Below are 12,075 nucleotides of genomic sequence, written 5' to 3'. Positions count from 1 at the left end.
AAAGGAATCGAACCTCTTCTTCTCTCGCCCAACCAAGGGATTTTATTTTTGTTATTTTAAGAACTCTTAACACTTGTTGTGTTAGCGGCTGCAAATGTAAAACCTTTTTTTCTTTCTGGCAAATAAAAAATGAAATAATTTATTTTTTATTTTCCAGAAAGCCAATCTCACAATGAACACACTCAACTCTATTTCGCTAAGCGGATGCAAAACTAATACTTATTTTTAATTAAACAAGCCTTTTTTGAAAATTAATTTTTTTTTATTTTTAACTCTCAAAAACAATCCTTAAAACTCAATGAACTACCGCGCTAAGCGGGGTGCAAATATACAACCCTTTTTCTCTAACCAACAAACAAAATCGCAACTTTTATTTAATATTTTCTTAATGCATTGATAATGAAAAGTGTGTAAGTGAAAAATTATTTTTCCCACCTCTCCTATAATTAAACTAAAGCTAGAATACTCCTATATATTATAAGAAAACTTAAAATCAAATAATGTCTACCACCAACCAATACTTATAGTATATACTATATAGTAGAAGTAATTAAATTTTAGTTCTTATTATATAAACTTAATTCTGTACAGTAATATTTATCTGAAAATAAAATTGACATTTCTAGAATTATTGCAACAGGTTACGGAGAGAAGTTTCCTATTATTTACTGTGAGACTGAAGAATCTTGTACATAAGAACAACATGAAATCAATAGAAGGTGTGAGTTTAAGATTTTAAATTTTGAGTAGAAATCAATTCCAACGTTTCATACTCTTAGAAAAATCAATATCAATGGCAGGCTCGCTTCTATTCAACTCGTTTTTTTGAAAACTCCTTCTCAATATATGTTCAATATAATAATCTTCTTTTACGTTTAAAGGATCATAAGTTTCTTTTAATGATATATTAAAAAGACTTGCTGTGGTGTTATACCAAAAAGCCCTCCATCCACTCTTTAACTCCTTAACTACATCAAAGGTGGTTTCACCTGTTTGTCGATACATCAATTTTACGAGAATTTGCCCTTCGGTTTTAGTGAGTTTTTTTAATTCTTCTGTAAACTCATCTTCAATATAATTTTGAACGATTCGTGTATATTTTCTTTTTTTAGATTTACTTTCTATAGAGTTCAGTCTTTCGTTTAATTGAGTTAATCTTTCAGATGCTAGAACAGCATAAGGCCAAACCTTTTTTGTTTTTCTTTGAAGAATCAAATACGTTCTTCGCTCTGTTCTATTTTTGAATTTAAAAGGACCAAGAAGTAGTACTTCATCTAGGTTTACAGCATCCACTGCTAAAGAATCATCTTGTATCATATAAAAGCCAGATGGCGTAGATACCAAATGTTTTTTTGTAGTGTCTTTTTCAAGCACCCTACGTGTATGTTGAGCTTGCAACACAAAGGAAAAGAGTAATATATATATAGAAAAAATGTACTTCAAGTGGTTATTTTTTACATAACTATTAGCCAAAATCGTTCCAAAATTAATTCCGCTTCAAGCGTTGTGACCTTAATTATTAGTATTTTCGTAAAAATGTAAAATTTAAGTTATGAGCAAAAATAGTATCCTTAATAAAAAGTCACTCACTTTTTTAGAAAATTATTTAAATAATGCAGCTCCAACGGGCTATGAATGGGAAGGACAAAAATTATGGATGGATTACCTAAAACCATATGTTGATGAATTTATTACCGATACTTACGGTACTGCAGTAGGAGTTATTAATCCCGATGCTAAATTTAAAGTTGTTATAGAAGGACATGCCGATGAAATTTCTTGGTATGTAAATTACATTACAGATAATGGTCTTATTCACGTCATTAGAAACGGAGGAAGTGATCATATGATTGCAGCCTCAAAACGTGTAAATATTCATACTAAAAACGGAATTGTAAAAGGTGTGTTTGGTTGGCCAGCTATACATACTAGAGATAAAAGCAACGAAGAGCATCCAAAAATAGAGAACATTACCATAGATGTTGGTTGTACGACTAAAGAAGAAGTAGAAAAACTAGGTGTTCACGTAGGTTGTGTAATTACTTATCCAGACGAGTTTTTTGTACTTAACAATGATAAATTTGTTTGTAGAGCCTTAGATAATAGAATGGGTGGTTTTATGATTGCCGAAGTTGCTCGTCTATTAAAAGAGAATAAGCAAGAGTTAGATTTTGGTCTATACATTACTAATTCTGTACAAGAAGAAATAGGTCTTCGTGGTGCCGAAATGATTTCGCAAACCATTAAACCAAATGTAGCTATTGTAACCGATGTGACTCACGATACTACTACTCCTATGATCGACAAGAAGAAGGAAGGTGACACCAAAATTGGTGCTGGTCCCGTGATTAGCTACGCTCCTGCAATACAAAACAAATTGCGTGAAATGATTATCGATACTGCCGAAAACAAAAAAATACCTTTCCAACGTATGGCAGCAAGTAGAGCCACAGGGACAGATACCGATGCTTTTGCCTACAGCAATGGCGGAGTCGCTTCTGCTTTAATCTCACTACCGCTACGTTATATGCATACTACTGTAGAAATGGTACATAGAGATGATGTAGAGAATGTAATTAAGTTAATTTACGAAAGCTTACTTCAAATTAAAAACGGAGAGACATTTAGTTATTTTGACTAAAATTTCGCTTCCGCGAAAATAAATACAAAGAGGCTGTCTAAAAAGTATTAAAACGTCATTCTGAATTTATTTTAGAATCTCATCCTGTTGATGTAAAAATTAATATGGGAACCTGAATCAAGTTCAGGTTGACGAATATTGACTTTTTAGACAGCCTCTTTTCATATAACAAATCTTTAAAATTTCATAAAAATTAATCCTTAAAGAAAAATTTCACTTTTTCTTATCAGTTGTGTTTTGTTTTTAGTTTTAAATTCAAAAATAAAAAATATAGCTGTGCGACTTTCACCTCAACAATTAAAAAAAATAATCACCGAACCCGAAGAGTTTACCAATATGGCAAATCTTGTCTATATTTCAGATGAAGATTTAACCATTAGTCGGCATAAAGTAGGTAGAGGTTATTATTATAAAAACAAGGAAGGAGAAAAGATCACCTGCAGTAAAGAGAAAGACCGCATTAAGAGTTTAGTAATTCCTCCAAATTGGAAAAACGTTAGAATTACGCATTTAAAAAATGGGCATCTTCAAGTAATCGGTCGGGATGATAAAGACAGGAAAGTTTATTTATACCACGAACATTGGACCAATTTTAAAAACCAAACCAAATTTTACAAAATAGCTGCTTTTGGTAAGCAACTTCCTAAAATACGAGAACAAATAGATAAGGATCTAAGAAAAAAAGGAATGCCTAAAGAAAAAGTAATCGCTTTGGTTATTCGGCTAATGGAAGAAACTCATATAAGAATCGGCAATCATTATTATGCAAAGAAGAACAAAACCTATGGTCTTTCTACCTTAAGGTCTAAACATGTACATATAAGTAAGGACATTCTCACTTTTAATTTTATTGGGAAGAAAGGAAAAGAACACCAAATAGACATTACCGACAAAAAACTAATAGAATTGGTGCAAAACTGTGAAGAAATATCGGGATGGGAATTGTTTAAATATTATGATGAATCGGGCAATGTAGAAAAAATTGACAGCGGGATGGTCAATGAGTATATTCAAAACAGTTGTGGTGATTTTTATTCGGCTAAAGATTTTAGAACCTGGGCGGCCACCAAAATATTCTTCGAAACTCTTCGAGATATTGGCCTTGAAGAAGATGAAAAGCAGCAAACTAAAAATTTAAATCTCGCTTACGCGGAAGCAGCCAGTGGATTGGGTAATACCAAAACGGTTTGTAAAGAATATTATGTTCACCCCATCATTCCCGACAAGTATCTTGACGGAAGTATAGCTAGTTATTTTAAAAAAGTTGACAATAACCAACCTTCCAAAATCAACAACCTTTCTAAAACTGAAGAAGTTCTTTTAGACCTTATGAAAGATTTTGAAATTGATTTTAAGAAATAAAGTCATTTGTATCTCCTATTACATAACAATATCACATAAATTTTATTAAAAGATGGTTTTTCGATGTAAAAATTGATGCTTTTAAAAATTATTTTATATTTACAGCAACTAATTAACATTAAACCTACAAAATGAAAAAACTTTTACTCGCAGTTGCTACCTTAGCATTTGCATTGTCTAGTAATGCTCAACAATTTTTAAGACCATTTGAAGGAATTTCTACCAAAAAAGTTTCCTACATAACTTTCGAAGATGGTACAGAGTTAGAAACTCCTATTAAATCTGTAAAAAGAAAAAAAAGTTTAATTAAAGGCTTTAGCTACAAGGACGAAAATAAAAACAAAATAGAAGTTCCCATAGAAGATATTGATTTCGTGTATATTCCACAAAATAATCTTGATAAACTAAATAAATTCACCGATTTCGCACACGATCCAGCTCAGTGGACTAGAAGTCCGTATGATGAGGAAAGATTCGAAAAAGGTTATGCCTATTTTGAAAAAGTACCTGTAATGATTAAGAAAAAGAAGATGGATTTACTTTTACAATTATTAAATCCTACCAATACTTCTAGGATAAAAGTATTTCATGACATGAGAGCTGGAGAAGCTGGTGGTTTCGGAATGGGAGGATTTCAAATTCAAAAATCTATAGATAAATCTTTTTATATTCAAAAAGACAATGCTACTGCAGAAAGAATGCATAAGTCTGATTTCAAAAAAGAAATTTTTCAAGAGCTTTTTGGCGATTGCGAAGCAACAGTTACCAAGTATGGAACCAAACCAAAATGGAAAGATTTTGATCAAATGATTTATTTTTACAATGAAAATTGCGCCAACTAAAATAAAAAAGCCAAGTTAGAAACTTGGCTTTTTTATTTATTTTAAGATCTCTTTGCCGAATAAGTACACCTGTAAAAGAGTCGCAATTTGTACTCATACTTTATTTATGATTAAAAAATTACCTTATTGGGATTTACGTACCCATACTATATTATATAGTTTTAGTATTTTGTTCTTCTTGAACTTTAATTTAATTTACGCACAAGAAACAGAAAACTTCCTTACTGATCATTTCTTTTTATCTGAAGTTTTAATAGGTAAAACGGTACCAGCAAACCTACATTTTCCTGATATACATATGCAAAGAGGCATCTCTATTGGTATAGGAAAAGACCATAAGAATAATAAAGAAGAATGGGCGTACCGACTTAACTATCCTAAAACAGGAGTTGCAATAGGACTAAGTAATATGGGAAACCGTGATGTCTTGGGATATCAATTTTCTATTCTCCCGTACGCTGAATTTCCCTTATTAACTTTAAACGAAAAAAAATTAAACCTTATGTTAGGTTTAGGTTCTTCTTATTTTACTGAAAAATATGACCTAAAGAATAATCCTATTAATAAAGCTGTTTCCACCAATATTACTTGGTCATTTAAACTTTTCACCTACTACCCCATTTTTCAAACCTCAACAACCAATATACGTTTAGGATTGGGTTATGCTCATCAATCAAACGGACATAAAAAATTACCCAATAACGGATTCAATTCTTTTTTAACTAGTGTGAATGCTAATATAAACTTTAAAAAAAATAAAGAGATTAAAGAGTCACCATCATTTCTTACATTTGAGAAAACACAAAACACCTATATCAATGTTGAAGCAGGTTGGGGAGAAAACACATTTTCACCTAGCTTTAACGATCCAAAAAATGTATACTCTTTTAGACTAGGAATAGGAAAAAAGGTAAATAACACTTTTAGATTAGGTACAGGTATACATTATCATTATTATCAACATTATTACGATTATATTAGTAATAATGAATCTTTGGTTCAAAAAGGAGAAGAATTCGAAACATTAAAAAACCACCCTGTTATTAACGCTTCAGCATTTGGTGTTTTTATTACTGGAGAAATGATTCTTCTTAATCACATAGGATTTTTAACTCAAATAGGTGTGAATTTACATAAGCCTTCTTATAGTATAGAGTGGCGATATAATGAAGGTTGGAAAGACACCCCGCAAGAAATACCAGAGGGGTGGCTTTTAGGAGACTATAACTCTAAGTACAAACTAAAGAAACTAGTTTCTACGAGGTTGGGAGTTAAATATTATTTCACCAGCATTGATTCTAATCCCAAACACAACGTATACTTATCTGCAAGTATCAACGCTAATTTAGGACAGGCTGATTTTACTGAATTTGGACTAGGGTATATTTACAACTTAAAAATTAATTAGAAATATAATCTAATATGTTATTTTCTATTCTTTCTTTAATATTAGAAATATCTGCTTTTACAAATTTCTCTCCAGTGATATTTTCATAAAGTTCAATATAGCGATCTGAGACAGAAGTGATGTACTCATCACTCATTTCGGGTAGTGTTTGCCCTTCTAAACCTTGAAAGTTATTTTCAATAAGCCACTGTCTTACAAATTCCTTTGAAAGTTGTTTTTGCTTCTCACCTTTTTCTTGTCTTTCTTCATAACCTTCAGCATAAAAATAGCGAGAAGAATCTGGCGTATGAATTTCGTCAATTAAAACAATTTTTCCTTCTTTAGTTTTTCCAAATTCATATTTAGTGTCTACGAGAATTAATCCGCGTGAAGCAGCAATTTCACTTCCCCTTTGAAATAAAGCATAAGTGTATTTTTCTAATTGCTCATAATCTTCAGCTGATACGATATTTCTCTTTAAGATATCTTCTCTAGAAATATCTTCATCGTGATCCCCTTGTTCTGCTTTAGTGGCAGGAGTAATAATGGGTTGTGGTAATTTATCATTTTCTTTTAATCCTTCCGCTAAGGCAACTCCGCATAATTCTCTTTTTCCTGCTTTATACTCTCTTGCTGCGTGACCAGCTAAATACCCGCGAATGACCATTTCTACTTTAAAGGTTTCACACATTTGTCCTACTGCAACATTTGGATCTGGAGTAGCTTCTAACCAATTGGGAACAATATCTTTGGTATCATTCATCATTTTGGTGGCTATCTGGTTAAGAATTTGCCCTTTATATGGAATTCCTTTTGGCATCACTACATCAAAAGCCGAAAGTCTATCGGTAGCAATCATTACTACCTTATCATTATCTAGCTCATATACTTCTCTTACTTTTCCTTTATAAACATTTTTTTGCTGCGGAAATTGAAAACTGGTTTCAGTTAGGGTATTGTTCATGAATCTAAATTATTCTACGTTTTCTATTTTTTTATATGCCTCTATAACTTTCTTAACCAAGCGGTGTCTTATGACGTCTTTGTCATCTAAATAAACGACACCAATACCTTTCACATCTTTTAAAACTAATAATGCTTCTTTAAGACCAGAAATGCTTCTTGGCGGAAGGTCTATTTGCCCAGGATCTCCTGTAATAATAAATTTAGCGCTTTTCCCCATACGGGTTAAAAACATCTTCATTTGAGCGTGAGTGGTATTTTGAGCTTCATCTAGAATCACAAAAGCATTATCTAAAGTTCTACCACGCATAAATGCCATGGGTGCAATTTGTATTACTCCTTTTTCTATAAAAGTATCTAACTTTTCGTGAGGAATCATATCTCTTAATGCATCATATAAAGGCTGCATATAAGGATCTAGCTTTTCTTTGAGATCGCCAGGAAGAAATCCTAAATTTTCTCCAGCTTCTACGGCTGGTCTTGTTAAAATAATTTTTCGAACTTCTTTTTCTTTCAGTGCTTTAACTGCAAGTGCCACCCCTGTATAGGTCTTACCTGTTCCCGCAGGACCCACAGCAAAAACCATATCATTTTTCTTGGTAAGCTCTACTAACTTACGTTGATTGGCAGTTTGAGCTTTTATTAATCTACCGCTTACTCCATGTACAAGCACTTCCCCACTTTCGGAAGAAGTATCATAATCTTCTTTCTTTTCGCTGGTAAGTACACGTTCAATAACATTTTCATCGAGCTTATTATACTTTCCAAAATGTTCTAGAAGCATATTAAATCTTTTATCAAACTCTTCTAGTAATTCTTCATCCCCAAAGGCTTTTATTTTATTACCTCTTGCAACAATTTTTAACTTAGGAAAATACTTCTTAAGTAGCTCTATATTTGCATTTTGTAATCCAAAAAATTCTCTTGGATTAATTTCTGAGAGTTCAATATCAAGTTCGTTCAAAAGCAAGTGTATTTATTAATCTTTTATAATTAAATTCGCATTACAAATTTAGACAAAAATACCTTCAAATCACACTAAAATATATTAACATCATTTCTTTATGGCGATTATAACTTTAACCACAGATTTTGGGCTTAAAGACCCTTCTACAGGTGCTGTTAAAGGTGCTATCCTAAGTGAGTTGGAAAGTGCAAATATTGTTGATATCTCTCATGATGTTTCTCCTTTTCACATTACTGAAGCTGCATACATTATTAAAAATTCATACAGCAGTTTCCCTAAAGGTAGCATACATTTAATAGGTGTAGATTCTGAAATTACTCCAGAAAATAAACATATTGCTATACAATTAGACGATCATTTTTTTATTTGTGCCAATAATGGGATTATGTCTTTAATCGCTTCAGAAATTAAACCACAAAAAATTGTGGAGATTAATATTCACGATGCGGTAGAGACCAATTTTCCTGTGCTAGATGTTTTTGTAAAAGTAGCTTGTCATATCGCTCGAGGCGGAACTTTAGAAGTTATAGGTAAATCTATTCCTACTATTAAACAAATTAAGAAGTTTAATCCGTTTATAAACGATAGTCAAGATCAAATCATAGGTCACGTCATGTATATTGATAATTATGGCAATGTTGTGACCAATGTTTCACGAAAGCTTTTTGAAAATGTAGGAAAAGGAAGAGCCTTTACTTTAAATGCTAGATCTACCGCATTTACTACTATACACGAAAGCTACAGCCACGCAATTGATTTTGACTCTCCTAAAGAGCAACGTGTGGAGGAAGGAAAAAAATTAGCTATTTTTAATGCTTCAAATTATATAGAAATTGCTATCTATAAGAGTAACCCAAATACAGTGGGCAGCGCTTCTACCCTATTTGGATTAAAATTAATGGATACTATAAATATTAAATTTACTTCATGATTGTTCGAATTGTAAAAATGTCTTTTAAAGAAGAAGAAATCGAAAATTTTTTGACACTTTTTCATAGTAAAAAACAATATATACGTGGTTTTGAAGGTTGTGATTTTCTAGAGCTTTATCAAGATAAAAATAATCCTTCTATTTTCTTTACGTATAGTTATTGGAAAAACGAAGAGGATTTAGAAAACTACAGACATTCTCCTTTATTTAAAGAAGTTTGGGCCAATACAAAAGTAAAGTTTAATGCTAAGCCAGAAGCCTGGAGTGTTGATAAGCTGGTAAGTTTAAATTAATCGTATGAAAGCAATTTTTTTTAAAGAAATAAACTCATTTTTTTCTAGTACTATTGGCTATTTAGTCGTTGGTATTTTTCTCATTGTTTGCGGATTGTTTTTATGGGTATTTACAGGAGAGTTTAATATACTAGATAATGGATTTGCTAATCTATCTCCATTTTTTCTTTTAGCTCCTTGGGTATTTTTATTTTTAATACCTGCTATTACTATGCGTAGCATTGCTGAAGAGAAAAAACAAGGAACTTTAGAAATACTACTTACACAACCCATCACCAAATGGCAATTAGTGTTAGGTAAATATTTTGGTGCTTTTGCACTTTCCATCTTAGCAATTATCCCCACCTTATTATATGTGTATGCTATTAGCGAATTGGGAAGTACGCCCGGTAATTATGATTTAGGCGTTATACTAGGTAGTTATGTAGGATTATTATTGTTAAGTGCCACCTACACCTCTATTGGTATATTCGCTTCTAGTTTAACTGAAAATCAAATTGTCTCTTTTATTCTGGCAGTTTTACTTTGTTTTTTACTCTACTTTGCTTTTGACGGAATATCAAACTTAGCTATTTTCAATTCAGAAACTTATGGCATAGAATACTTAGGCCTTAGTTATCATTATAAAAGCATAAGCCGTGGAGTTATCGATACTCGCGATCTTATTTACTTTATTAGTATCATTTTTTTGTTTTTAAGTTTGACCAAGTTTAACCTAGAAAAAGAAAACAAGTAATGACAAAAAATATAAAATCTATATTTGGAATTCTTTTGGTATTAATTGTAGTGAATGTTATTGCTACAATTTACTTTAATAGGTATGACCTTACTCAAAATAAACGCTATACACTTTCCCTGCCTTCAAAAGAGATTATAGAAAAGGTAAAAGATCCAATTATTATCGATGTCTTTTTAAAAGGAGATTTCCCTTCAGAGTTTAAACGCCTTCAAAACGAAACTCGATATTTACTTGAAGAATTTAGTGCCTATAATTCAGAAATAAAATTCAATTTCATTAACCCTTTAGAAGAAGGCATAGATGCTCAAACCATCGCCAATAACTTCTATAAAGCAGGAATGACTCCTGAAACTCTAAACGTAAATGAAAACGGAAAGATAAGTGAAAGTTTACTTTTTCCTTGGGCTGTAGCCTACTATGATGACAAATCTGTTCAAGTAAATTTATTGAAAAAGAAAATAGGTGATTCTAATGAGCAAATTGTAAATACCTCTGTAGAAAATCTAGAATACGCTTTCGCGGATGCTTTTAGCAGATTAATTTATGGGAAAGATAAAAAAATTGCCATTATGCGTGGTAATGGAGAATTGCCCGAAAAGAATATTGTAGACTTCGTAAAAACACTCAGAGACTATTATTATATAGCTCCATTTACATTAGATTCTGTAGAAGGTAATCCACAAAAAACACTACGTCAATTAGAGCAATATGATTTGGTTTTAGAAGCTAAACCTACTCAAAAGTATTCCGAAAAGGAAAAATTAGTTCTAGACCAGTACTTAATGCAAGGCGGGAAAATGTTATGGCTTACAGAAAATTCAGCTATAGAAAAAGACAGTTTGTTTACCAATGAAGACAATGCGGCATTGGCATATCCTAGAGATTTGAACCTTAATGATTTCTTTTTTAAATACGGAATAAGAATTAACACCTCATTGGTAAACGATATTATTTCAGCTCCTATTATTTTAGCTCAAGGCTCAGGCAATGAAACTCAGTTTAATCCTTTCCCTTGGTACTATTCTCCTTTAGCAGTTTCAGACAATTCACATACGATCATAAAAAATACCGAAGCAGTAAAGTTTGATTTTGCTAATAACATTGATACTTTAAAGAACAATATTAAGAAAACGATTTTATTACATAGCTCTCCTAAAACTAAGTTAGATGCTACTCCTTTATTAGTGAACTTAGATATTATAAATAAAAAACCTATTGAAGAAAGCTATAATGCTGGAAAACAAAATTTAGGTGTGTTGCTGGAAGGTGAGTTTACCTCTGTTTATAAGAATAGAATTTTACCTTTCTCACTAGACAAGTATAAGGAGAAAGGAGAAAACACAAAAATGTTGGTGATCTCTGATGGTGATGTAATTAAAAATGAATTTAATAGAGATGGCCCTGTTACACTAGGTCACGATAGATTTACGGGAGCTACGTATGGTAATAAAGAATTTTTACTTAATGCTGTCAATTACTTATTAGATGATACAGGTTTACTAGCTATAAGAGCAAAAGATATTAAATTGGCATTTTTAGACACAAAAAAAGTTGCTCAAGAAAGAACTTCTTGGCAACTTTTTACAATTATTTTACCACTTGTGGTTTTAGGTATTTTTGCTTTTGGCTTTAATACCTATAGAAAAAAGAAATATATTAAGAATTAAGAGCGTTAATGTCTTTTACAAGACTATGCGCTTTTTCTTCTAATTCTTTACCCACTGCTCTTAAATGTTTACCTCTATTTTCTACCGACTTATCGTTGATTTTAGTGATTAAATCATCGTAAGAAACCATTGCTTCTTCTACGATAGCATCAGACTTTGAGTGATCTTCTTTTGGATTTACCATTTGATGTAAGAATGCAGCTTCTATAATATCGCCCATTACGTAATTTACATCTCTTTTAAGCGTTTGTTTACTTGCCATAAGTATTTGTTTATTTTATGG

At 31.7% G+C, this 12,075-nt stretch carries 12 protein-coding genes; 8 read left to right on the top strand and 4 right to left on the bottom strand.

Translation table 11 applies throughout. The features are described from left to right. Window positions 1–753: 753 nt before the first annotated feature. Window positions 754–1,443 carry a DUF4294 domain-containing protein gene (locus LX95_RS12645; protein ID WP_394340390.1) on the bottom strand — a complete coding sequence of 230 codons (690 nt, stop codon included), beginning with the start codon at window positions 1,441–1,443 and terminating at the stop codon, window positions 754–756. 109 nt (window positions 1,444–1,552) lie between these two features. Here LX95_RS12645 and LX95_RS12640 point away from each other — a divergent pair, with 109 nt between their 5' ends. The 4 genes from LX95_RS12640 (at window position 1,553) to LX95_RS12625 (ending at window position 6,253) form a co-directional block, all read left to right on the top strand. Next, window positions 1,553–2,641, top strand: coding sequence for a M42 family metallopeptidase (locus tag LX95_RS12640; protein WP_111541817.1), 1,089 nt, complete (start codon window positions 1,553–1,555; stop codon window positions 2,639–2,641). Between the two features lie 276 nt (window positions 2,642–2,917). Further along, entirely contained in the window at window positions 2,918–4,003 is a 1,086-nt protein-coding gene (locus LX95_RS12635) for a DNA topoisomerase IB (RefSeq protein WP_111541829.1), read from the top strand. Between the two features lie 131 nt (window positions 4,004–4,134). Next, window positions 4,135–4,845 (top strand): hypothetical protein, encoded by a 711-nt coding sequence (locus LX95_RS12630; protein WP_111541816.1) that lies wholly within the window; start codon window positions 4,135–4,137, stop codon window positions 4,843–4,845. 106 nt (window positions 4,846–4,951) lie between these two features. Beyond that, window positions 4,952–6,253, top strand: a complete 1,302-nt coding sequence (locus tag LX95_RS12625) for an acyloxyacyl hydrolase (protein ID WP_111541815.1) — start codon at window positions 4,952–4,954, stop codon at window positions 6,251–6,253. Here the strand turns inward: LX95_RS12625 and LX95_RS12620 are convergent. Both LX95_RS12620 and LX95_RS12615 read right to left on the bottom strand, forming a co-directional pair. Continuing rightward, entirely contained in the window at window positions 6,246–7,196 is a 951-nt protein-coding gene (locus LX95_RS12620; RefSeq protein WP_111541814.1) for a phosphoribosylaminoimidazolesuccinocarboxamide synthase, read from the bottom strand. The genes LX95_RS12625 and LX95_RS12620 overlap by 8 nt on opposite strands. Window positions 7,197–7,205: 9 nt before the next feature. Beyond that, the gene (locus LX95_RS12615) at window positions 7,206–8,159 is read right to left on the bottom strand and encodes a PhoH family protein (protein WP_111541813.1); all 954 of its coding nucleotides are present in this window, start codon (window positions 8,157–8,159) and stop codon (window positions 7,206–7,208) included. A 100-nt stretch (window positions 8,160–8,259) separates the two neighbouring features. Between LX95_RS12615 and LX95_RS12610 the strand changes: the two genes are divergently transcribed. The 4 genes from LX95_RS12610 to gldG are packed head-to-tail and all read left to right on the top strand — an operon-like array spanning window position 8,260 to window position 11,792. Next, window positions 8,260–9,093 (top strand): SAM hydrolase/SAM-dependent halogenase family protein, encoded by an 834-nt coding sequence (locus LX95_RS12610; protein WP_111541812.1) that lies wholly within the window; start codon window positions 8,260–8,262, stop codon window positions 9,091–9,093. Further along, window positions 9,090–9,386, top strand: coding sequence for a putative quinol monooxygenase (locus LX95_RS12605; protein WP_111541811.1), 297 nt, complete (start codon window positions 9,090–9,092; stop codon window positions 9,384–9,386). The genes LX95_RS12610 and LX95_RS12605 overlap by 4 nt, the downstream gene beginning before the upstream one ends. Before the next feature lie 4 nt (window positions 9,387–9,390). Next, on the top strand, window positions 9,391–10,122 hold the full coding sequence (gldF, locus tag LX95_RS12600; RefSeq protein WP_111541810.1) for a gliding motility-associated ABC transporter permease subunit GldF: 732 nt from the start codon (window positions 9,391–9,393) through the stop codon (window positions 10,120–10,122). Further along, window positions 10,122–11,792, top strand: coding sequence for a gliding motility-associated ABC transporter substrate-binding protein GldG (gene gldG / locus LX95_RS12595; RefSeq protein ID WP_111541809.1), 1,671 nt, complete (start codon window positions 10,122–10,124; stop codon window positions 11,790–11,792). The genes gldF and gldG overlap by 1 nt, the downstream gene beginning before the upstream one ends. Here the strand turns inward: gldG and LX95_RS12590 are convergent. Further along, window positions 11,782–12,054 (bottom strand): hypothetical protein, encoded by a 273-nt coding sequence (locus LX95_RS12590; RefSeq protein WP_111541808.1) that lies wholly within the window; start codon window positions 12,052–12,054, stop codon window positions 11,782–11,784. The two genes, gldG and LX95_RS12590, sit on opposite strands and share 11 nt — an antisense overlap. Between the last annotated feature and the right edge of the window lie 21 nt (window positions 12,055–12,075).

The organism is Mesonia algae (assembly GCF_003253545.1).
GTDB classification, from domain to species: Bacteria; Bacteroidota; Bacteroidia; order Flavobacteriales; family Flavobacteriaceae; genus Mesonia; species Mesonia algae.
Note: the sequence above shows the minus strand (reverse complement) of the source record. Positions and strands in the feature narration are given on the sequence as shown.

Bases quoted from the DNA above. Each gene is read 5' to 3' on its own strand.
- LX95_RS12620 (WP_111541814.1), bottom strand. From the start codon at position 7,196: ATGAACAATACCCTAACTGAAACCAGTTTTCAATTTCCGCAGCAAAAA.
- LX95_RS12625 (WP_111541815.1), top strand. From the start codon at position 4,952: ATGATTAAAAAATTACCTTATTGGGATTTACGTACCCATACTATATTA.
- LX95_RS12605 (WP_111541811.1), top strand. From the start codon at position 9,090: ATGATTGTTCGAATTGTAAAAATGTCTTTTAAAGAAGAAGAAATCGAA.
- gldG (WP_111541809.1), top strand. From the start codon at position 10,122: ATGACAAAAAATATAAAATCTATATTTGGAATTCTTTTGGTATTAATT.
- gldF (WP_111541810.1), top strand. From the start codon at position 9,391: ATGAAAGCAATTTTTTTTAAAGAAATAAACTCATTTTTTTCTAGTACT.
- LX95_RS12590 (WP_111541808.1), bottom strand. From the start codon at position 12,054: ATGGCAAGTAAACAAACGCTTAAAAGAGATGTAAATTACGTAATGGGC.
- LX95_RS12640 (WP_111541817.1), top strand. From the start codon at position 1,553: ATGAGCAAAAATAGTATCCTTAATAAAAAGTCACTCACTTTTTTAGAA.
- LX95_RS12610 (WP_111541812.1), top strand. From the start codon at position 8,260: ATGGCGATTATAACTTTAACCACAGATTTTGGGCTTAAAGACCCTTCT.
- LX95_RS12630 (WP_111541816.1), top strand. From the start codon at position 4,135: ATGAAAAAACTTTTACTCGCAGTTGCTACCTTAGCATTTGCATTGTCT.